29 protein-coding genes are annotated in these 20,268 nt (G+C 62.0%); 9 read left to right on the forward strand and 20 right to left on the reverse strand.

The window, feature by feature from the left end; genetic code table 11:
* Positions 1-174: 174 nt before the first annotated feature.
* The 3 genes from ACP59X_RS21060 to ACP59X_RS21070 are packed head-to-tail and all read right to left on the reverse strand — an operon-like array spanning position 175 to position 1,382.
* The gene (locus ACP59X_RS21060; protein ID WP_428562310.1) at positions 175-486 is read right to left on the reverse strand and encodes a hypothetical protein; all 312 of its coding nucleotides are present in this window, start codon (positions 484-486) and stop codon (positions 175-177) included.
* On the reverse strand, positions 479-877 hold the full coding sequence (locus ACP59X_RS21065; protein ID WP_428562312.1) for a hypothetical protein: 399 nt from the start codon (positions 875-877) through the stop codon (positions 479-481). The genes ACP59X_RS21060 and ACP59X_RS21065 overlap by 8 nt, the downstream gene beginning before the upstream one ends.
* Entirely contained in the window at positions 870-1,382 is a 513-nt protein-coding gene (locus ACP59X_RS21070; protein WP_428562314.1) for a transglycosylase SLT domain-containing protein, read from the reverse strand. The genes ACP59X_RS21065 and ACP59X_RS21070 overlap by 8 nt, the downstream gene beginning before the upstream one ends.
* A 160-nt stretch (positions 1,383-1,542) precedes the next feature.
* On the opposite strand from ACP59X_RS21070, the gene ACP59X_RS21075 reads away from it, so the two are divergent.
* From ACP59X_RS21075 to ACP59X_RS21100, 6 genes are all read left to right on the forward strand, one after another.
* Positions 1,543-1,851: a hypothetical protein gene (locus ACP59X_RS21075; RefSeq protein WP_428562316.1), complete on the forward strand. Its 309-nt coding sequence runs from the start codon at positions 1,543-1,545 to the stop codon at positions 1,849-1,851.
* Positions 1,841-2,098: a hypothetical protein gene (locus tag ACP59X_RS21080; protein WP_428562318.1), complete on the forward strand. Its 258-nt coding sequence runs from the start codon at positions 1,841-1,843 to the stop codon at positions 2,096-2,098. Before ACP59X_RS21075 ends, ACP59X_RS21080 begins: the two co-directional genes overlap by 11 nt.
* Positions 2,091-2,318 (forward strand): phage terminase small subunit-related protein, encoded by a 228-nt coding sequence (locus ACP59X_RS21085; RefSeq protein ID WP_428562320.1) that lies wholly within the window; start codon positions 2,091-2,093, stop codon positions 2,316-2,318. The genes ACP59X_RS21080 and ACP59X_RS21085 overlap by 8 nt, the downstream gene beginning before the upstream one ends.
* Complete coding sequence (locus tag ACP59X_RS21090) at positions 2,315-3,241, forward strand: phage portal protein family protein (RefSeq protein WP_428562322.1); 927 nt, start codon at positions 2,315-2,317, stop codon at positions 3,239-3,241. The genes ACP59X_RS21085 and ACP59X_RS21090 overlap by 4 nt, the downstream gene beginning before the upstream one ends.
* A 102-nt stretch (positions 3,242-3,343) precedes the next feature.
* On the forward strand, positions 3,344-4,651 hold the full coding sequence (locus tag ACP59X_RS21095) for a phage minor head protein (RefSeq protein ID WP_428562324.1): 1,308 nt from the start codon (positions 3,344-3,346) through the stop codon (positions 4,649-4,651).
* Positions 4,652-4,799: 148 nt separating this feature from the next.
* Positions 4,800-5,255 (forward strand): phage virion morphogenesis protein, encoded by a 456-nt coding sequence (locus ACP59X_RS21100; protein ID WP_428562326.1) that lies wholly within the window; start codon positions 4,800-4,802, stop codon positions 5,253-5,255.
* 62 nt (positions 5,256-5,317) lie between these two features.
* On the opposite strand, the gene ACP59X_RS21105 is transcribed toward ACP59X_RS21100, so the two are convergent.
* From ACP59X_RS21105 to ACP59X_RS21175, 15 genes are all read right to left on the reverse strand, one after another.
* The gene (locus tag ACP59X_RS21105; protein WP_428562328.1) at positions 5,318-5,593 is read right to left on the reverse strand and encodes a hypothetical protein; all 276 of its coding nucleotides are present in this window, start codon (positions 5,591-5,593) and stop codon (positions 5,318-5,320) included.
* Complete coding sequence (locus tag ACP59X_RS21110) at positions 5,590-6,510, reverse strand: antA/AntB antirepressor family protein (protein ID WP_428562330.1); 921 nt, start codon at positions 6,508-6,510, stop codon at positions 5,590-5,592. The genes ACP59X_RS21105 and ACP59X_RS21110 overlap by 4 nt, the downstream gene beginning before the upstream one ends.
* Positions 6,511-6,761: 251 nt before the next feature.
* Positions 6,762-7,286: a hypothetical protein gene (locus ACP59X_RS21115; protein WP_428562332.1), complete on the reverse strand. Its 525-nt coding sequence runs from the start codon at positions 7,284-7,286 to the stop codon at positions 6,762-6,764.
* Between the two features lie 21 nt (positions 7,287-7,307).
* The gene (locus ACP59X_RS21120; RefSeq protein ID WP_428562334.1) at positions 7,308-7,733 is read right to left on the reverse strand and encodes a thermonuclease family protein; all 426 of its coding nucleotides are present in this window, start codon (positions 7,731-7,733) and stop codon (positions 7,308-7,310) included.
* Between the two features lie 100 nt (positions 7,734-7,833).
* Positions 7,834-8,085, reverse strand: coding sequence for a hypothetical protein (locus ACP59X_RS21125; RefSeq protein WP_428562336.1), 252 nt, complete (start codon positions 8,083-8,085; stop codon positions 7,834-7,836).
* A gap of 13 nt (positions 8,086-8,098) precedes the next feature.
* The gene (locus tag ACP59X_RS21130; RefSeq protein WP_428562338.1) at positions 8,099-8,422 is read right to left on the reverse strand and encodes a Mor transcription activator family protein; all 324 of its coding nucleotides are present in this window, start codon (positions 8,420-8,422) and stop codon (positions 8,099-8,101) included.
* Positions 8,419-8,853 (reverse strand): regulatory protein GemA, encoded by a 435-nt coding sequence (locus tag ACP59X_RS21135; RefSeq protein ID WP_428562340.1) that lies wholly within the window; start codon positions 8,851-8,853, stop codon positions 8,419-8,421. The genes ACP59X_RS21130 and ACP59X_RS21135 overlap by 4 nt, the downstream gene beginning before the upstream one ends.
* A 287-nt stretch (positions 8,854-9,140) precedes the next feature.
* Positions 9,141-9,425, reverse strand: coding sequence for a hypothetical protein (locus ACP59X_RS21140; protein WP_428562342.1), 285 nt, complete (start codon positions 9,423-9,425; stop codon positions 9,141-9,143).
* Between the two features lie 2 nt (positions 9,426-9,427).
* Positions 9,428-9,625 carry a hypothetical protein gene (locus ACP59X_RS21145; RefSeq protein ID WP_428562344.1) on the reverse strand — a complete coding sequence of 66 codons (198 nt, stop codon included), beginning with the start codon at positions 9,623-9,625 and terminating at the stop codon, positions 9,428-9,430.
* A 21-nt stretch (positions 9,626-9,646) separates the two neighbouring features.
* Positions 9,647-10,261: a DUF3164 family protein gene (locus ACP59X_RS21150; protein ID WP_428562346.1), complete on the reverse strand. Its 615-nt coding sequence runs from the start codon at positions 10,259-10,261 to the stop codon at positions 9,647-9,649.
* Positions 10,258-10,455: a hypothetical protein gene (locus ACP59X_RS21155; RefSeq protein WP_428562348.1), complete on the reverse strand. Its 198-nt coding sequence runs from the start codon at positions 10,453-10,455 to the stop codon at positions 10,258-10,260. Before ACP59X_RS21155 ends, ACP59X_RS21150 begins: the two co-directional genes overlap by 4 nt.
* Positions 10,456-10,458: 3 nt before the next feature.
* A complete protein-coding gene (locus ACP59X_RS21160; protein ID WP_428562350.1) occupies positions 10,459-10,788 on the reverse strand; it encodes a helix-turn-helix domain-containing protein in 330 nt (109 codons plus the stop codon).
* Positions 10,788-11,333: a hypothetical protein gene (locus ACP59X_RS21165; protein ID WP_428562352.1), complete on the reverse strand. Its 546-nt coding sequence runs from the start codon at positions 11,331-11,333 to the stop codon at positions 10,788-10,790. Before ACP59X_RS21165 ends, ACP59X_RS21160 begins: the two co-directional genes overlap by 1 nt.
* A 2-nt stretch (positions 11,334-11,335) precedes the next feature.
* The gene (locus tag ACP59X_RS21170) at positions 11,336-12,031 is read right to left on the reverse strand and encodes an AAA family ATPase (protein ID WP_428562354.1); all 696 of its coding nucleotides are present in this window, start codon (positions 12,029-12,031) and stop codon (positions 11,336-11,338) included.
* On the reverse strand, positions 12,028-13,812 hold the full coding sequence (locus tag ACP59X_RS21175) for a Mu transposase C-terminal domain-containing protein (RefSeq protein WP_428562356.1): 1,785 nt from the start codon (positions 13,810-13,812) through the stop codon (positions 12,028-12,030). Before ACP59X_RS21175 ends, ACP59X_RS21170 begins: the two co-directional genes overlap by 4 nt.
* 360 nt (positions 13,813-14,172) lie before the next feature.
* Between ACP59X_RS21175 and ACP59X_RS21180 the strand changes: the two genes are divergently transcribed.
* Positions 14,173-14,592, forward strand: coding sequence for a hypothetical protein (locus tag ACP59X_RS21180; protein WP_428562358.1), 420 nt, complete (start codon positions 14,173-14,175; stop codon positions 14,590-14,592).
* A 3-nt stretch (positions 14,593-14,595) separates the two neighbouring features.
* Here the strand turns inward: ACP59X_RS21180 and ACP59X_RS21185 are convergent, their stop codons facing one another.
* Together ACP59X_RS21185 and ACP59X_RS21190 are read right to left on the reverse strand one after the other, a co-directional pair.
* Positions 14,596-14,823 (reverse strand): helix-turn-helix domain-containing protein, encoded by a 228-nt coding sequence (locus ACP59X_RS21185; RefSeq protein WP_428562360.1) that lies wholly within the window; start codon positions 14,821-14,823, stop codon positions 14,596-14,598.
* Entirely contained in the window at positions 14,824-15,237 is a 414-nt protein-coding gene (locus ACP59X_RS21190) for a hypothetical protein (RefSeq protein ID WP_428562362.1), read from the reverse strand.
* A gap of 251 nt (positions 15,238-15,488) precedes the next feature.
* Between ACP59X_RS21190 and ACP59X_RS21195 the strand changes: the two genes are divergently transcribed.
* Together ACP59X_RS21195 and ACP59X_RS21200 are read left to right on the forward strand one after the other, a co-directional pair.
* Positions 15,489-16,040: a helix-turn-helix domain-containing protein gene (locus tag ACP59X_RS21195; RefSeq protein ID WP_428562364.1), complete on the forward strand. Its 552-nt coding sequence runs from the start codon at positions 15,489-15,491 to the stop codon at positions 16,038-16,040.
* Between the two features lie 1,132 nt (positions 16,041-17,172).
* Positions 17,173-20,055: an Lcl domain-containing protein gene (locus tag ACP59X_RS21200; protein ID WP_428562366.1), complete on the forward strand. Its 2,883-nt coding sequence runs from the start codon at positions 17,173-17,175 to the stop codon at positions 20,053-20,055.
* The last annotated feature ends 213 nt before the right edge of the window (positions 20,056-20,268 follow it).

Here is a 20,268-nt window from a genome sequence, read left to right on the forward strand (position 1 = left end):
CCAGCATGATGGTGCCGTAGAGGTTGAGGCCGATGCTGGAGTGCGACCCGCCGGGTTTGAAACGTCGGATGGCCCGAGACAAGAGCGAGTCGCCGAGCCAGGTGACGACGAACACATCGAGCTGCGGCCGCAACAGCTCGTAGGGGATGGCACCACGCTCCTTGGGGTAAGCGATCACTGGGCTCCCCCTTTGACTGGGCAGGCCCAGACCATGAGCGGGATGCAATCCGCGCCGGCCAGGCCGGAGGATTCGACGTCCGCCAGGTGCTCCAGGAGGCGGTTGCGTTCGGCCGTGGTGCGCACCAGGGCGGTGGTGGATTTCTCCAAGGCCGTGGCCAGGTCGCCAACCAACGCGTTCGGAGTGCGGACTTCGGCCAGCGTCCGTTCCAAGGACCGGGCCTCCAGCCAAACACCAACCAGAAAACCGGCGGCACAGCCGGCAACGAGGCCACACAGCAGCGGGAAGAGAAACGCGCGCTTATCCATTGCCGTCTCCTTTCTTGGCGCTGTCCACGATGGAGGTGGCGGACATATAGACGGCGGCCACGGCTGCGGCAGCCACCTGCGTGGCCGGGTGGAGCTGGAGCCCGAGAGGGTTCTGGACGAACAACCCAGCGATGGTGCCGATGGCCACCCATAAGGTGGGGCATTTGAACTTGTTTGCGGCCCTGGCCAGGACCGGGGCGGCCACGGGGGCCAGAGCCGTGCCGACGGACTGGCCGGCGGCGACCAACGGAGGCATCGGCGCTTTCGGGGTTTCCGCCTGGCCGGCCGCGTCCGCCTGCTCGGCCAGGGCCGTGCCGACGGCCTCGGCGATGATGTGCAGCAGCTTCGGCGGCAGCTCCACCGAGGACGGGATCTGCGCGCCATCAGCCATGGCTCACCTCCGTGGTGGGCCAGGCGCCGCCGGGGATGTGGGACAGCACGGCGTCGGGATAGTGGTTGCCGGGATTGTCCCAGTTGCCCGGGCCACCATTGTAGGCGCGCAAAACACCCGGCCAACCACCTTGGGCAAAATACTTGTCCCGCAGCCCGGCCAGATAGCGGCAGCCCCAGAACAGGCCGGTTTCCGGCAGGAGCAGTTCCCCGAACCATCCCCGAAACCCCTTGAACCTGGCCGTCTCCCCCATGATTTGCATGAGGCCCCAGCTCATGGCGCGCCCGATCCGTTCGGTTTCCCTGGAGCAACCGTTCGGGACGAATGTGACCGGCTTCCCCTTGAGGTAGCGCTCGTAGAAAGCCGGCTCGAAGCGGGTGGCGAAAGGGTTTCCCGTGCTCTCCTGGATCACCACGGGGCGCACGATGTCGATCGGCAACCGGGCGTTTCTGGCCGCTTCCTGAATCAGGATATCGATGTTGGCACCATTGCCGGCATCCGTCATGTCCGCACCTCCGTTGCAGCGCCGGGAAAACCCGACGCAAGGATGGGCGGACCCTAACGGGCCACCGGAAATTTCTCTTGTGCACGGTGCAGCGGACAAAAAAACAGCCCGCCTATACAGCGGGCGAAGGAGAGAGGTGTTTTAAACCCAGGGGGATGGAGTGACCGAGAGCGCGCTTTTTTTGAAACTCATCGAGAGCATCGGCTTCCCGGCGCTCATCTTCGCCGTTTGGTATCTGTACCACCGCTCCCAGGTCAAGGCCTGGGAATCGCAGCTCGCCACCCAGGCCAAGGCCTGGGAAGAGCAGATGAAAGCCATGAACGTGCGCGAGGAGCGCGTGTTTTCTCTTTTGACGGGCCAGTTGGAGGCGTTGCAGTGCGTCGTCGCCCAAAACGCCCGGATGGAATCGAAAATCGACACGAACCAGTGGTGCCCGCTGGTCAAAAAGGAGATGCACCATGCGGGATGAAATATTGCGCGCCAAAGGCCGTCTGTCCGAAGCACGCCGCAAGAGGAGCGAACTTTCCCTGGAGGGCAAGGGGCTGCTCATTCTGCTGCGGGATTGCCTCGATCCGTACGAACCGGACCTGGCCAAGCTGCACCTTCCCGAGGCCGGGGCCAACATGACGCGCCTGGTGGCCATCCACGCCGAGCTGCGCACCCTCGACGCCCGGATCGCCGAGCTGGCCGAGGCGCTGGGGGACGGCAATGGCTAAGGAGCAGCTCCACGGCCTGGAGGCCGAGCGGCTTTTCGTCATCGAGCAATGCACCCTGGCCGAGATCGCCGGCCGGCTCGGCGTCTCGGTGCGGACCATCCAGAACTGGAAAGCCCACGGAGATTGGGACGCCAAGCGCCGGGCCTACCTGGCCAGCCGGCGCAGCTTCCACGAGGAGCTGTACGAGTTCGGCAAGGATCCCGGTGCTTCTGGCCGGTGACGTTCAAAAAGGGGGGGCTCAAGTTCTGGCTGCGCTTCATCGAAAAGTTCGGCTCGGCCTGGATCATCGGCAAGCATTCCCCGCAAGCGGACAAAACCGAGATCGACGATCTGGCCGACAAGCTGGAACGGGCCATCCAGGATGCCGTGCTGGTGATCCCCGAAGGCAGCAGCGCCGAGATCATCGAGGCGGCCGGCAAAGCGGGCTCCTCCTCCCTGTATAAGGACCTCAAATCCACCTGCGACGAGGACATTGCCATCTGCATCCTGGGCCAAAACCTGACCACATCGGTGTCCGGCGGCTCCCGGGCCGCCGCCGAGGTGCACGAGCGGGTACGCCACGAGATCAAGGACGGCGACAAGAAGATCGTGGCCGAGACCATGGCAGACCTCATCGACTGGATCTGCGAGCAAAACTTCGGCCCTGGTGATACCCGGCCGGTCTTCGAGCTGTTCGAGGAAGAGGAGGTCGACCAGGAGCTGGCCACCCGGGACAAGACCCTTTCCGACACCGGCCAGGTGAAATTCACCAAGCGGTATTTCATGCAGGCCTACGACCTGGAGGAAGAGGATTTCGAGGTGGTCTCCGGCACCCCGGTGGCCCCGGTGCCGGGCGGCGAGGCCTCGTCCACCGATTTCGCCCAGGCCCGGGCCACCCTGGCCGGCGGCGACACCACCGATCCGCTGGACGCCATGGCCGCCGCCCTGACGCCCGAAACGCTGCACGGCATCGCCGGCCAGCTGCTCGCCCCGGTGCTCGACCTGGTGGAGTCGGCCGGCTCGGTCGAGGCCATCGCCGAGCGCCTGCACGGCGTCTACCCGGACATGGACGACACGACCTTCACGGACCTGCTCACCCGGGCCGTGTTCGTGGCCTCGCTGTGGGGGCGGTTGTCGGCGCAGGCAGAGGGAAAGGAGGCGTAGGCATGACACTGCTTCTTTTCGGCGTGGCCATCGTCGCCCTGGTCAACGACCATGGCGGCATTGCCCTCATCGCTGTACTGGGCTTGCTCCTGGCGGACTGACATGCCCGACCTGCCGGACCTCAGATTCGCCATCGGCCTGCCGCCCGAACGGGCCATCGGCTATTTCCAGGCCAAGGGCTACGCCATCAGCTTCGATTGGCACGAGCTGCTCGAGGAGGCCCAGGCCCGGTCCTTCACGGTGGCCAAGGCCATGCGCCTGGACATCCTGACCGACATCCGCGACGCCGTGCAAAAAGCCCTGGACCAGGGCCAGACGCAACGCCAGTTCGCCAAGGAGCTGACACCCACCCTCAAGGCCAAGGGCTGGTGGGGCAAGCAAGAGGTGGTCGACCCGCGCACGGGCGAGGTGAGACAAGCCCAGCTCGGCAGTCCCTGGCGGCTCAAGACCATCTACGAGACCAACATGGCCACGGCCTACGCCGCCGGCCGCTACCGCGAGCAGCTCGAAAACGCCGAGGAGCAACCCTACTGGATGTACGTGGCCGTCATGGACGCCCGCACCCGGCCGGCCCACGCCGCCCTTAACGGCAAGACCCTGCGCTACGACGATCCTTTCTGGAGCAGCTTCTACCCGCCCAACGGCTGGAACTGCCGCTGCCGCGTGCGGGCCATGGACGGCGACCGGGTCGAGCGCAAGGGCATCAAGGTCGAGACCTCGCAGGGGCGGGTCACCCGCGAGGACGTGCGGATCTCGCGCGACGGCCGCACGGCCGGCATGGCCGTCTACACCGACGGCGACGTGCGCATGCAGACCGACCCGGGCTGGGCCTACAACCCGGGCCGGTCCTGGCCGCTGACCGACCGCAACGGCGGCCTGCCCGACTGCACGGCGCGAAACTTCGCCGAGGGGGACAAGTGCATCAAGGTGCTCCAGGGACAACCGGACTGGCGGTCCCAGGGTCGTCCGGACCTTCGCGCCGTGCCCGAGAGCCAGCGCCTGGTCGCGCCGGCACTGCTGCCCGGCGGCAAGACCAGGGAGGAGGCCCTCGACATCCTGGCCAGGGCGGTCGGTCTGGAGGGCCAGGCGGCCCGGGTCGTGGCCACGCCCGTGGGCAAGGTGACCCTGCAACGGGATCTGCTGGCCCACCTGGTCGAAAAAGAGAGTAACGCCCGGGAGCGCTACGGGAATTTCCTCCTGCCCACGCTGCAAAAGCCCTACGAGGTCTACCTGACCGAGTACGAGGACGGCTTTCGCGAGCGCTACATCGGGCTCTTCACCGGAAAATACAACTTGTTGACCGTGGCCAGGGTGAACCGGGACGGGAGCCTGCTCTGGAATATGATGCAGGTCGACGACAAGCATTTGAACAAACAGCGGGTGGGGGAACTGCTCTACCCGAAAAAATGAAAGAGCCGGCGGAGCGTCCCACCCCCGTGGAGTCGCGGGCTCCACGACGGTCCTTCATCCCTTCCCAGCGCCCGAACGCTCCAGGAATCTCGACCCCGCCGGTCTTCTGGTCAATCTCTAATCCCGCCCGCCCCAGGAGGCAAGCGCCATGGCCGATATGATCGATATACGCATCGACTCCGCCAAACTGACCGCCGCCCTGCGGCGCCTCATCGCCAGCGGCCGCGACCTGACCCCGGCCATGCGCCGGGCGGCCGGCATCATGCACGACGCGGTGGAGGAGAACTTCGAGGAGGAAGGCCGGCCGAAGTGGAAAAGCCTGGCCGCCTCCACCATCAAACAACGCGCCAAGGACGGTTCTTGGCCTGGCAAGGTGCTCCAGCGCCGGGGCAACCTGGCCCGGTCCATCACCCGCCACTATGACGCCGACAGCGCCGTGGTCGGCACCAATCTGGTCTATGCCGCCATCCACCAGTTGGGCGGCCAGGCCGGCCGGGGCCGCAAGGTGAAAATCCCGGCCCGCCCCTATCTGGAATTGACCCGGGACGACGAGGACGCCATTGAAAAGAGCTTCGCCAAGTTCCTGGGGGAGGCGGTGGGGTAGGACGAAAGCGGCCCGCCGGATCGCTCCGACGGGCCGCCTGTTTCACGATTCCGGCCTTTCGTTTAACGGACCATCGCGTTTTGACCGGGTCCGTTCGGTCCCCGTTCCCAGGGCCGCGCCGCCCGCCGTTTCCGGTTGGCCACGGCCTGGCCGACGGCCTCGCGCACGAGCTGGCAGACCAGCGTCAGGCCGGCCAGGCTTTCCCGGCTCGGCTCCTGGCCGACCGGCGCGCAGTTCAGCGTGGCCGCGTATTCCCCCACCAGTTCCATCAACGACGCCACCCGGGCCAGGATATCGTCGGGGTGGTCGTCGGGCGTGGCCAGGGCGCACAGCATCATGACCGCACCTCCCAGGCCGGCTTGTCCGGGACCACGGCGAAGAGTTCCGGCAGCACGGGCAGCACGTGCCGCTTCCACCAGGCCAACAGCGCCGGGTTCTCGTCCTTGATCCGGCCCAGGCCGGATTGCGTCACGAAGGAAAGCTGCTTGGGGTCGCTCAAGCCGGCCCGGGCGCAGATGAAGCCGCTGGACACCCCATAGTCCGAGGCCATGGCCGCCAGGCTGACCACCACGTATTCCTCGTCGCGAATAAAGCGCAGGGACTTGAGCTTGGACTGCTCGCCGCCATGGCCCTTGTGGCCCATGGCCCGGAGGAAGTCCCGGGCCAGGAGCAACGGCCGTTCCCGAAAGAGGAAGACGTGGAGGAACCCCCCGTCGTAGGGAAAGCGCCGCAGGGGGATGTCCACGGCCGTGAGGCCCTCCAGGCGTTTGACCGCGTTGGAAAGGACGCGGACGTCGCCGAGGGCGGCCTCGTGCGCCTCGCGCATGGCCTGGATGGTTTTCTCCACCCCCTCGACCCGGGCCAGGGCCGCCGCGCCGGCCGAGAGCTTCACCTCCTGGAGCTTTTTTTCGCAGGCGATGAAGTAGCGCCGCGCCTGACGCCCCTTGTCGTTGCGTTCCACCATGGCCAACTCCTTGGCCATGTCCAGGGACAGGTGGTAGTCGATGCGGTCACGGGACCATCCATTTTTCTTCAATGATTTCGCATTCGCCAAATTTGGCGAAGTGGAATCATTGGAGATTTTAACAAAGTCTTGACCCTCGATAAAACCATATTCCTCAATCCGGTCCTTGATCCAGTTTGAAAAATCTTTTCCGACTTCCAGGAAGGTATGCAACTCCCTGGCGTTGACCGTCTGGATCTCTTCGCCCCCGATTTTGCCGGTTTGCACCGGGATCACATCCTTGCCCGTCATGGCAATCTCCTATGGGTTGGGATTTGGACAAAAAAAGGCGGCATGACGCTCCCCTGCCCATAGAGCAGCCGGGGCCTCGCGGACACCCGGACGTCATGCCGCCAATATGTCGCCACCCCACTCGGGGTGCTTGGGCGGTCAAAACAAAAAGCCCGCTCTTTCGCTGTCCCCTGGGACGGGACGGCCGAGGCGGCAGGACGCCTCTATGGGTTGGGACTTTCCGGTTAGGATTTTCAGGGTGGGAAGTCAAGCTACTTGCCTTTTTTGGGCTTTTGACCGGGCCTTTTGGCCTCGTAGGCTTCGATTGTTCGCTTTTCCGTAGCGCAACAACCGCATATGGCCACTTCAACTTGCTTTATCATCCCCTGTTCGGTTTTGACTCTCATCCCCATGCCAAGATTGCATGTCTTGCTGAAATCCGAGGTCGCAGTATAACACATGATGTCATGAGGCAAATCCACAGGACTCGTTGTGTCCAATCTTGCAAAATCACTCATAAACAGCCAGCGCACTTTGCCGGCTATCTCGGCTCGTATAACCGGATTGTTCAGGGGAGCTGGACCAAGGGGTTTGTAGACAATTACTCGGCTTTTCATGTCGCCATAATCCGAGCTCTGGTAGCTGTAGAAAAAAAGTTTTATGGATGTTTCAGCCAAGGCGAAAGTGTACGACGCTTGGCCATCGCTTACAATGAAGGAATTGACCTCTCGAGCTTGAGCACTGGAGACAGTTAACCCTACTAATAACCCCAAAAGAATAATGATTTTTCTTTTCATAATTCCCCCCTTGTAAAACGGTTACCAGACCTTTTTCCCTCCCGCATAAGGCACGGCCAGCCCTTCTTCAATGAGCGCCCGGCACAAATTTTCCCCAGCAATCTCTACGTCCACCACCATCCTTCCGCCGTATTTGTCGCGCCCGACATCCCGCAGGGTCAGGCGCATGCCGGGCGTGATCCGCTCGGCGACATAAGCTTTGGCCTCCCGGGCCTTGGCCGCGATCTCGGGGCGGTTGTCCCGCAATTCCGGCGTGTCGCAGTGGCGCAGCCGCACGGCCTGCGCCCGGAAACACCGGGGCATGCGGCCCAGCAGGCGCACCTTGATGGTGTCGCCGTCCACCACGCGCACCACCTTGGCTTCAAGGTCGGGGCCAGGCTCCCGGGCCAGGGCTGGACTGGCCAGCAGCGCCGCGAGGCAAAGGGCAACGACAACAGTGGATCGCATAGGCAAACCGTATCAAGATATGCGTTGAGACGAAAGGTCGCCGACCAGCACCGACTCCCCTTTCCCCACGGAAAACACCCGCCACTGCCCGTCCGCAAAGTCAGGGAAGTTTGAAACGGATGCGACATAACTCGCGGGTGGCCTCTTCCATAAGAAGTACCCCCATGCGGGCCTTTTCATAGAGGGACAACATTTCCCGCTCTTCGAAAGCCAGGTGCCCTTCAGGAATACAATCCACCTGCGAAGCCATCCATAAAAGGTTCTCGGCCTTTTTGGCTCCGGCCTTCAATTCCGCATCTGCCACAGCCTCTAGGATTTCCCTCAACCTTTGGCGCTTTTCATCGGGTGTCATATCGCCCATTCCTTCACACCAGCCTGTACTGGTCATTTTTCACCGGCGCACTGGCCACGGCGTCGTACACAAATCGCTCGGTCATACCTGTGGCCAGGGCCAGGATCTTGGCATTGGTGCCGTCATAGTGGGCGCGGATGTAACGGACGGCCGCGCGCTTGAGCGCGTACCGGGGAACGGACAATTGCGTGCCGCCCACCTTCATGACCAGGATCACGGCCACGTCGATGCCGCATTGCTCGGCCACGAGGGCGATGTCGCCCTCCAGGTCGTCGGGGGTGACCGTGTTCAAGAAATCGTCGCGGCCCAGCTCCGCAGGCGTCGGCGTGCTGTTCATTCCCGCTTCGCCCCCATGCCCTCCAGGGCGGCTATCAGCTTCTCGACGTCCCGCTGGCCGCACCAGGCGAGCTTCGGCTTGCCGGTGATCCGCACTGTGAATTTTTCCAGCGCCGCCTTCCGGGCGGCCTCGGTCTCCTGGCGGGAGACCTGCTTCCACAGCGCCGCGACCAGGCGCAGCTGAGCGTCCGAGGCCGCCCCGGGCCGCTTCCTGGGGGCCGGCGCGCCACCTCGGGCCTGCCAGACGCCGGCTGCGACGGCATCCTGTTCCAACTGCTCGATGCAGCGGGCCAGGGCGCGCGGCGACAGGTTCAGGGACGACGCCGCGCCGTAGCGTTCCAGCACGGCCCGGTAAGTGGGCTCGTCGAGGCCGAGCGCCCGGCGCAGGGCGTGCAATTTCTTGATCTGACCCGGTGTTGGTGCTTTTCCCATGATGGCCTCCTTTACAGCGCGACCGATCCGCTGAAGTCGTCTTCGGTATGGCCGGCCCCTTCCGGGGACGCGTGATCCGGGCAGCGACGCCAATACCCCGGGGGCAGGAGGCGACCGCAAACGACGCAATACCGTTTCTGTGCGCGCTTCGGCGCTGTCTTGCGGCAGGTGGCGCACACGTGTTCGTTTCCCTCTGGGACGAATTTCCCCAAACAAACCGTGCAGGCTCGATATGTCGGAGCAGGACGTTTTTCCTTCGGCTTGGCTGCAACGGACGGCTGCGGACGTTACGGCGAGGCGACAGGCGCGGTCGCCGTATTGGTGCCTTCCCGGGCCTGGCGCAAGGCCATTTCCAGCTCCGCGACGCGCGCCCGAAGACGCTCCACGACCTCCGGGCCGGGAAAGGCCAATGTCACGATATCCCCCGGCGACAGCTTGTGGAGCTGGCCGTTGACGTGCAGGCGATAATAGTTGCCGACACGGCTGATCCTGTGCCGCGTGTCCCGACGGCGGACATGGCCGGTCAGGGTCGCTTCGTAGGCCTCAAGCCCGGGGATGGCGCGCCATTCCACGGCTATCCCTCCCGGCCATCGCCGAGGAGCAGCAGGGCACATTCGGCATCGCTTTTGATGATCCCAAATTCCATGGAGAGTGCCGACACGGCCTTGAGCCTTTCCGCCACATGGCCGTCGCCCAGGATCACGCCAATCAAGCGGCGCGCCTCGATGGCCACCAGGGTTTCAATCCGGTCGATGAGTTCCTTTTTCGTCACGATCTCCTCCGTGGTTTGGGGTTAAAGCGCCGCCAGATCGAGGGCGATGGGCTCGTATTTGCCGTCCGGCCTCCGGGCATAGACCCGGAAATAGGCCTTGCTGCCGGCCACTTGCAGGCTGTCGGACACGGCCTGCATGGCGCGGTGCCAGCGTTCGTCGTCGATTTTCAGCCGCCGCAGGGACAGGACGCGGCCGGTGTTGATGCGGCCCTCCTTGTCCACCTGGAAGGCGTCGTTGATGAGCGCCCGGATCTCGTCGCGGCTGCCCTCGGTCCACTCGGTGATGCACTCGTCGATCAGGGATTTCGCCGCCTGCAACCGCTCGTCGAAGACCAGGGTTTCGGACACCTGCCGCTGAACCTTGAACGCGCCGTCGTAGCTGGTGAGCGTCAGATTGCCCTTGTCGCCGCCGACCTTGGCCCCGTACTGCTCGGCCGAGAGCGAGACGAAGGCGGCGATGTCGCCCATGACGTCGTCGCGAAACCCCTTCATGGCCTCGCGCAGGGCCAGGGCGCGGCCGGCGATCTCGCGCACCAGGCAGTCGCGGGCGATGTCCACGTCCTTGATGGAGCCCACCGGCACCAGCCGGTCCTGGGCGTCCCGCATGTAGCCCTCGGGGATGGCCGGCCCGCTCATGACGCCACCCGCTTGGCTTCCTCGGCCATGACCGCCTGCCCCATGGGCGTGTTTTCCAATTCCACGGCCAAGTCCGCCGCGTCAGCCAGCTCGGAGCGGCACACTTCCACGAAGGCGAGCGCATCCTTGTCGGCGAGCTTGTCTTCGAGCAGCAATAGCGACGTCCTGACGTTTAAAATTTTACGCGACAGCATATGTCAGCCTCCTTGTTTCGCGCCCCGCACGGGGCAGTTTGAACAGGTTTTGAACAGGCGCAGGGTTTCCGGGTTGCCGGCCCGCAGGCCGATGCGCTTGGCGCGCGACTGGTTGTCGGCGCAGGCGGCGGCATCGATCCCGCCGAGCACCGGGCAGGCGACGGTCTGACCGCCATACGTGGCCAGCACCCGGGCCTGCATCTTGTGGGTGCTGGCCGGGTATTTGCCGTTGACCAGCATGCTGACGGTCGATTTGGCCGTGCCCAGGGCCGTGGCCACGGCCACCAGGCCAAGCGCCTCGACGCGGTCGCGCAGGATGTCGCGCCAGTCCATCAGGCCGCCCCTTTCGCGGAGGGCTCCCGCGTCTCGGGTCGGCGCGCCCCGGCATCCTTGACCAGCGCCCAGACTTTTTCCCGGCCGTTCAGGCCGGCCTGGCGCACGTAGCCGTTGTCCCGCAGGACGTGCAGGTATTCGCGGCAGACGTCCTCGCCGCAGCCGGTCAGGCGGACCAGGTTGGACAGCGTGGTGCGGTGCAGTGTCCGCAACGTGCCCCACAGCTTGTCCCGGCAGGTCACGTGCGACCGCACCTGGTGCGCGCGATGCGCCCGAATGTCCCGGCGCACCACGTAGACGGGGTTTCGACGTTTCGGGCCGCATTCGCCGGGAGCCGGGCGTTGCCGGGTTTCCTCGACCAGGTCCAGCCAGCCTTCGCGCGCCAGCCGGTCCAACACCCGCAGCACCGGCCGGCGGGGACAGCCCGAGGCGGTCACCACTTCGGTGAGACTCACGCGGCAGGCCGGCCGGAACCGCCCGTCCACGACGCTTCGCGAAGCCAGCATGGTGCGCACCATGGCCAGGATCTTCGTGGCGGCGGCCATGGTCAGACTGCCTTGGCCTTGAGGTGTTCGGCCGTGACCACTTCCGCCTTCCTGGCCCGGGCCACGGTTTCGCAGGCCTGCGCCCAGCGGTAGAGGCTGGCCGTGCTGACCGTTTTGGCCGACCCCGCGATGGCCTCCACGGCCGAATCGTCCACCGGCACCTCGCAGATCTGGTCCAGCACCAACCGCACGTCGTCGGCGGTCAGGCCGTGGTAGGGCACCACTTGCGAGATGCGCCGCCACAGGGCCGGGAACCGCTTGAGCTTCTCGGGAGCCCAGGGCATGCCGATAAGGATGATGGGCGTGCCGGCCATGTCGCCGATGTCGCGGATGGTCTCGACCAGGGTCCGCTTGTCGGCCACGTAGTCGATCTCATCAAAAATGAGCGCCCGGTCGGTGCCCATGAGTTCGCCCACGATCTGGTGGAAGAGGTCGCTTGTGCGCTTCTCGGGCACGAGCCCCAGCTCGACCACGATCTCGTCGAGTAGCCAGCGCACGCCCATGGCCTTCTTGATGCGGATGAAGGCCGACTGGGGCGACAAGGTGTTTTTCCACCACAGGTTGGTTTCGGTCTTGCCCAGGCCCACCTCCCCGTGGATCAGCATGAACTTGTCGATGCCCGGGGGGCTGGCCAGCATCCGGTTGACCGCGACCAGGTAGCGCCCGACGTTTTGCGTCTCCGCGAATCGCTTTTTCACCGCATATCTCCCTGTTTTGCGCGCTGCCGCTGGTATTCCAGCTCCGCGCCGAGTTCCTCGGTCGAGAAAAAGTCCAGGCTGGTGGGGTCGATCAGCGGCCCGGGGCCGGAGGGGGCCGGCGCGACGGGCTCGGAAAAGTCGGGGATGGCGGGAACGTCCGGGGTGTTTTCGGCCTCGATCCGTTCCAGGCTCTCGGCCAGGCGGGGGCTGCCGGTCGCGGCCAGCTCGGCCACGGGCAGGATGTCGCGCGCCTCGGCGATGCAGCCCGCTTTGGCCAACTTGCGGACGATCTTCTTGGTGCCGGCTTTCAGGCGCTCGTGCTCGCCGAGGGCAACCTTGAAGTCGGAATAACCCTCGGCGTCCTTGCCGCCGATCAGCTTGAACATGGGATGCACCGCGCCCTGCCGCTTGGCCATGCACAGGTAGGTGCCGTCCATGCGGTAGACCCAGACCTGCCGCAGATCATGCCAGTCGTAGCGGATGTAGACCTTGTCCCGTAGGCCGTAGAGGGCTTCGTCGAAATATTCGCCGCCGAACCGCTTGATGCCGTTGTTGTGCAGGTGCGCTACTTCCTCATGCATCATGAGGTAGCGGATGGCGGCATGGTCCAGCCCCTGCCCGCGTCCGGCCGCGAACACCTCGCCCGGGCATTTGCCGCCGAGCCCCGAGTGGGGCTTCACGCGGTAAAAGGTGTTCAACCAGGATTCAAAAAGCCCGCTGGCCTCTTCCATGGTGAGGAGCGCCTCGGGCTCGATCGCCTGCATGAACTTCTCGTTGCGGCGCATGCGGGCCGGCTTGGCGGCGATATTGTTGCCGCAGTAGCTGGACACGGCCTTTTCAAAGGACAGGCCGGCCGTCTTGAAAAACGATTCGATGGGCTTCGATCGCGCGCTGTAGGCTTTCGGGAAATGGCACATAATGCCGAGGCGCCCATACAGCCCGGCCATGCCGGAGGTGGTCAGGTCGAGTTGCGTTTCGGCGAACACCTTGTTTTTGAAGGCCTTGCCGTTGTCAGGCATGACCATCCGAGGCAGCTTCCCCAGGCGCAGGACCGACCGATACAGCGCCAGGTGCACGGCGCAGAGGTCCTCCTCCAGCATGACAGAAAAGCCGGCGATGTCGCGGCTGGCCCAGTCTTCCAGGGCGATGAGTGTGGCCCGGCAGGGACGGCCGTGGATCGGGTGCTTGACCCGGAAATTCAGGCGGTGGCCGTCGGCGATGAGCACGTCGCCGACTTCGAGCAACGAGGCGTCGCGGCGCAGGAAGGGCGCGATCTTGTCGGTGAGTGCCTTTTCGCCTTCCCGGGCCAACGTCCAGACGTCGGCATACTCGCGTCTGAAGGCCTCGGCCCAGTTCCGCAGGGTGGAAGGGGATGAAGGCGAAGGGATGCCCTGGCGTTCCAGGTCCATCTTCACCAGGGTGATGGCCGTGCCGATTTTGAACTGGCTCTGCGAGAGGAGCAACGCCAGGAGCCGCTCCGCCTCGACGTCCGTCACCTTGCATGTGCCCTGGCGGTGCACCCCATAGCGCGGGGCGATGGCCGCGCAGTCGTAGTCCGCGCGCCGCAGTTCCACGGCCCAGCGCTCCAGGGATTTCCAGGAGGTGTCGCCGAGCTGCTCATGGATGGCCGGGCAAAGCTGGCCGCCGTTGTAGCCCAAAACAAAGGCTTCGCGGCATTGCGCCAGCGGCTTGCCGTGCTTGCGGCCCCAGGCCTTGGCTTCGAGGTAGGCCTTGACCAGGTCGGCCTTGAGGGCCGCCTTGCCCAGCGCCGCCGGAGGCAAGGCCGGCTCCGGCGACGCAGGCAAGGGGGAGGCGGGCATGGACGCGGGAGCAACGGCGGGGCTGGCGGCGGTGGCCGCCTTGCCGCCCTGGATGATCCCCAGGGCGGGGCGGGACGGATTGCGAAGGGCTATTTGAACATAGTCCGGCAGCTTGGAAAGGACGAACGCCTTAGCTCCCCCGAGCCCCTCACGACGGGCGACGGGCCATTGCTCCCGGTTGGCGCGACGCTGCACGGTCCGTTCCGCTATCCCGAGCGCTTTTGCGATATCGCTTGCCGTGACCGTGTCGTTCATTGCCGCGTTTCGCCTTGTTTCTTGTCGTTCGCTTTGTTACGCCCAGGCCAAATACTGGAGGATGCCATGGGCTTTCTGTCGCCGGCCGGGAATTGCCATGTCCTTATCCAAGAACTCGTTGAATCCCTTTCAGCAGAAGACGTCGCATGGCTTCGCCAAAAGTGTTGCGATCTTGGCCACCAAGGCTGGCTGATATGGCGCTCGGAGAATCGCGCCGATATCCTGGAGTACACATGCGAAACCCCAAGCGGGCGCAAGCGGATAAAAATCTGGAGAGACGGCGCAACGCGAAGGCTTTTGACTTTGGCAGCCATCCACCATCTTCAGGGAGCCGCAGTGCTGCTTGAATCGCTAGATAGGCGGCCTCTGTCCAAAGATAGCTCCAACAGGCATAAGGCGGTATTTTATGGGCTTGTCGCCAAGGATATCTATGACGGCAAGCCACATTTATGGCCGTTTGATGGGCCTGATCCGTTTGGGGAGTAACCATCACGCCGCCTCCTTCCCTTTCTTCATGTCTTCCGGCAGTGCCAGCCACTTCTTGGGCACCCCAATGGCGACCAAGGCTTGCAGCACCTTCCGGTTGTTCTCCAGGCCGTTGACGGTTCTGCTGGCCAGCGGCCGCGACACCTTGGCGAGGATGCCCACGTCGGCAATCGACATGCCGCGCCGCATAAGCTCCGCCCTGATTTCCAACCCGTTTCGCGTGCCGGCCATCTACAGCTCCTGTTCCAGCCGCCGCTTCTGGCGTTTGAGGTTCGCGATCTCGCGTTCGATTTTGGCGGCCTTGAGGATCTTCAAGTCGTCGCCGCCCACAAGGGCCAAGCCGTGGATGCCGGCCGCGACCTGGAGCGGTTCCGTATTGCCCGTGGCCAAAACGAACGCGTGGAGGGCATTGTGGCCCGGCACATAGTCCCGCTCGGCCGGATTGAGCCACTTCTCGAAGACATCCAGACTCAAGGACCTGGCATTCCGGTTGAGGCGATAGCCACCCATGGCTGCGATTTCGTTCATCTTGTCCACAATCTGCTCGCGCGACAGCCCGCACCCCTTGGCCGCCCGGTTCATGGCCGCTTTGATGAGCGGTTCCGTGTCCGGCACCTGGTTTTCAAACAGGGAGAGCTGCCGCATCCGATTTTCCCGGCCCTTCGGACATTGACCCCGGGCCAATCCCCGGGGTAGTTTCGCGCTGTAAGGACACAATCCGTAACTCTTTATGAGTCGTTTAGTGCATAAAAAGGGTTCTCGTCAACCCTTTTTGGGTGTCGAAGTTTTGTTTTATGCATTTTCATGCAACGCGCTGTTTTGCTTACAATTATCAACAAAGAACTGTCGGAGTTCCCTGTCGTAGTTCGGAACGAGAACTCCGTCACTGGCGAATTATGACTATTGGCGAAAGAATCCGGCATCTTCGAGGGGAGAAAACCCAGGCGGACTTCGCAGGCCTGACGAAAATCCCCAAAAACACTCTTGGCCGCTATGAGCGTGGAGAGATCGTTCCCGGCGGTGAGGCCATTGCCTTATTGTGCAAAAGCCTCGAAATTGACCCCAATTGGCTGCTTTTTGGCGATGGTCCTATGCGCCGTGGCGAAAGCGCGGCAGAAGCGCCCCAGGCAGCACCAGCGCCCACACCGCAGCCTGAAGAAGATTTCAAGATGTCGGATATGATCACCAAGACCGTCGAGGTTTTGGAGTCCGACACCATTTATCGGACGGCGTTAGCCAGCAATATCAACGCGTTCCATCAAGCCGTTCGGAGCGAGCGGCTGCTTGCGCAGTTGGTGGAACGCGTCGCAGCCCTGGAGGCCAGGGAGGAACGGTGGGCGCAAATAGAAGCGCGCATGACGGAATTGGAGAAAGAAAACGCGGAATTGCGACGTAGATTAGAACGTCAGGATGAGAACACCGCAAAGGCGGTGGGTGCGGACGGGTAATCTGATAAGCATTGTATTTCGAATAGATCAGATGACAAATACTGTCAAATCATTAATGTAATCATGCTAATTTTTAGCGTCGCCAAGCATCCGCGCGCCGCACCGGAACAAATTCTCAAAGTATCCTGAAGAAACCCGGCAAAATCGGCAAAAATTCTCAAACTCCCCTCGCGCCCCGCGCGCGCCCGAAATGCCCACCCCACGCGGCTTCCCGGCCATCGGCCTCCCTCCCTCACTTCTCATTCTTTCCTGAAAAAACTACCCGCGACGGGAAAAGCGGCCTGTGGGGATTGCCCCCCGGCCCGAAGCCTCCCACCCTGCCATGCCCATTACGGGCACCCGCTTGAAGCTCCCGCTCCCGGGTGATACCGACGCCCGCCCCTGGACAAGACTAGCCCTCATCCGGTCAGGAACTCCACCGTGACTGTCCTGGAGGCCCGGGGATATTTCGTCGTCCTTGAGGACGGCCCGGAGTCGGTCGTCAAGCTCCAGGGGCAGCTCGGAAAGCCTGCGGAGGAGGCCGCCCGCTGTCGGGTCTACCTGGCCAGGCACCGGGACAGGATCATCGAAGCGATGCGGACCTATGGGCAGGACGTTGGACAGAGAAAGTGCCCTGGTCCTCCCTATGGACTGGCCGTTTTGTCGAAGTCGGGGGGGGCGTGCAACTCATTTTGGCCCCTTGGTCGTAGATGAATTCCTCAAGTTTGTAGACGAGGGAAAAATAGCAGTCGACGAAGTACATTTACGCTACCCCCTCGCAAAATTGTTGCCATTTGCAACTGTTCGCAAAGCGTACAAAGGATCGGCCGCATTTACCAGAATTGAAGCGCACTGGCTTAGCCATGTTCTGGAGGACATACCTGGCTTTAACGATAATGAATCTGCACCCGTGAACCGTTAAACCGTTACGCCTGCATGGATGAAATATTTGACTTGCAAACATACGTGTTCAGCGTTACCAGAGAAGCCAATATTAAGGAGGAGTGATTATTTCCCTCTGATACCATCCCAAACACGCCTCACAACAACCCCGTCACAGGCCCCGTTGCGAAGCTAGGTTTTTCGCGACATCGTGTCGCAACAGGTTAATATTTCACAACATTGATCGACTCAAAAGCAATGGAGCTGCTTCATGGGAAGGATGAAGTTGTTTTTGATATTAATGTCTGCGTTATGTCTTATTTCTGCAAACTCTAATGCTTTTTCTGCATCTAATGACGACGCAGTGCTCTTCATCCCGGCCTCAGTCTCAGCTAGTATAAGAACAAGCCTGCTTCGCGCAAACATTGCTGGTGCAACACAGCTTTATACATTGAATGCTGCGGTAAGGAACGCTGATATCCGGTCTGGCGACGGCAACGTTTTTCATTACCAGCTTCTGGGCAAGGAGGCCGCCAAGGGCGCGACCGTCGGAACCAGCAACTTGTTCCAGGTGACACCAGGTGGCGCGTCGAGTTTGGCCCTGACCTCAACCACAGGCGCAGTCATGGCCCTGTATGCGGTGACCGACCCCACGGCCACGTATGTCTACATCGCCTTGGACTACACCGACGCGGATACCCTGGCACTCGTCAAGAAACTGAACACCGGCCTGATCCGCGTCAATCTGACCACTAACGCAGTGGAAAAAGTGGCGACGGGCTGCGTGGTGGCCCCGATTCCTTCCAACTACTATACTAGAATGCAAAGCGGCGATAAGCCGATCCAATTCGATGACGACTGGAACGTCGTTTTCAACGGCTACCGCTTGAAAAATGGCATTATCTCCACAAAACCAGGACTTAAACGTGTAACGCTTCCAGCCATGACGGTTACAGAACTTACTGACGATAGTCAATCTGTGGTATTCTTTAAGGCAATGGGCAATGGTGATATCGCTTTTCAGGCGATTAACACCCTGGATAGCTCCGCTCGACTCTTCTTGTGGAAAACTTCTGCAGGTGAAATCAGCCTAGCTAGCAGCCTTGTGTATTATCTCCTCAAGGACAGCTACAAGAACATCATTTACAAAGAGTCCACCGGTTCTGCCGTGACCTTCGCCCGCTCCAAGGACGGCGGCGGGGTCGATCGGGTCAAACTGCCGAACTCCACAGCCTATGCCCTGGTGGGTGACGATGGCAATTTCTACGGCCTTGACTCCAGCCAGCCCGATGGGGCGGGTTCTGTGGCCAATGTCCTCGTCTCAACGATTCTGCCCTACGCCGCCACCACGAGTAAGACCATTGCTGTGGACAATGTGATCGAGTTTCCCTGGACGTCGATGCCTGTCCAGATTTCCAAAGGCTATCTGTATTTTGTTGCGAATATCGACCCTGGCGACGGCTATGGCACCCGGAGCACCATCAATGTCCAGCGTCTCCACGGCACGGACCGTATCACCATTCTTTCCGACAAGCGCTATACCCTCTATGCTTGGCGTCAGACCGGCGGCTACGACAAACTCTATTTTACAGCCCGGGATATGCAAGCCACAGCGGCGACCATTTATTCAGGCGTCATCGATACCGTCAAATTGCATCAAGGCTTGCCCCAGGATCAGTACCTGACTCTACAGGCCGTGGCCTCGGCCACTGGGTCCGCCGCCCAGGTCAAGGACCTCGAAGTTCTCTCCCCGCAGGTTTCTCCAATCAATCCCGGTTACGTGCCCTACATCGCCGATGTCAGCAAAAGCATCTACTCGGAAGGCTTGACGTTCTCAAAGTACATGAACAACTCCAGAGTGGAATCCAATATCCAGCTTACTACCAAGGCCGGCGCTACCGTTCCCTATCTTCCGGTCTGGATTTTGGCATCGCTGTATATTGTACCTGACCTCAACGGACTGGGCAACGTCACCACCACGCCGCTTGACGAGAGTGTTTGCTATGCCGTGAACATGAACGTCAACAATATCGTGGACTACTGGGACGTCCCCTTATGGGATAAAAACAGTGTCCTGCCTGTTTTCATCGGCTCCGCCTGCAATGTGGTCAACTGCTCCTACATCCTGGATAAGTCGGCGCTGACATTCGATTCCGGTGGCGGTAGCCAGTCCGTGACGGTCACAGCCACTGCCGACAGTTGCGCCTGGGTGACTGCCATTCCGACGGATGCTTCCTCATGGCTGTCGGCGACTGCCGGGGCCACGGGCGGCGGCACGGCCTCCGTCACCGCCGCAGCCAATACGGCGACCGACTCGCGTTCGGCTACTATTCAGGTCGCGGGCAAGGACGTGACTGTCACGCAGACTGGTGCCACCCTGAGTTGCACGTTAACGGTTTCCCCGATGACGATAAGCGCTCCCGCTGCCGCCAGCACACAAACGATCAATGTGACTGTTTCTCCTAGTGGATGCACAGGAGGAGGCTGGACTGCCACAGAAAATCTGGGCTGGGTATCCATTACCTCAGGCAACAGCGGCACAGGTAGCGGCACAGTGACTCTGTCCATTGACGCCAACAACTCAACAACGAATCGCACAGGCACCGTCCAGGTGGCCGACAAGACCGTATCAATCAACCAAGCTGGATCGGCTACTTCCACTTTTACTTTACCAGATAGCGGGCAGACCAAATGCTACAACAATAGCATAGAGATCACTTGCCCCAGTTCAGGACAGGATTTCTATGGCCAGGATGGTAATTACCAGGGTGTTCAGCCTTCCTATCAGAATAACGGCGACGGCACGGTCACGGATCAGGTGACAGGACTGATTTGGCAGCAGGCCGATGACGGAGTGGCCCGGACCTGGAACGATGCCGGGACCTATTGCCAGGCCTTGGGGCTAGGCGGCCGTGCGGACTGGCGGCTGCCCTCGATCGATGAACTGCTGAGCATCGTGGACTCGGGGAGATTCAACCCGGCCATCAATCCAGTGTTCACCTGTTCCTCTGACTTTTATTGGTCAGACACGACCAACGCGGGTACCTCGAGCTACGCCTGGGCTGTGTCCTTCCGCACTGGCGACACGAGCAGCGACGGCTACGGGCGCCATACGAATTATGTTCGGTGTGTTCACGGCGGACCATTATATTGATCATTTGCTTCTGTTATACTTTGCAGACAGTATGACTAGTTACGAACAGTTGCCAAATTTCAAGAAGCTGGGGGTACAGGTCATGAAGCCCTGGGCGTTTTGCCGAGGCCACCCCATGGAGCTCCTTTCCCAACGGGGAGGATATGTCCAGGGACAACTATATAAACCAGATTCCCGGCTGGGAGGATTTCAATGAAACGGATGCGGACGAGC

The sequence above is a fragment of the Solidesulfovibrio sp. DCME genome (assembly GCF_049995385.1).
Taxonomy (GTDB): Bacteria; Desulfobacterota; Desulfovibrionia; order Desulfovibrionales; family Desulfovibrionaceae; genus Solidesulfovibrio.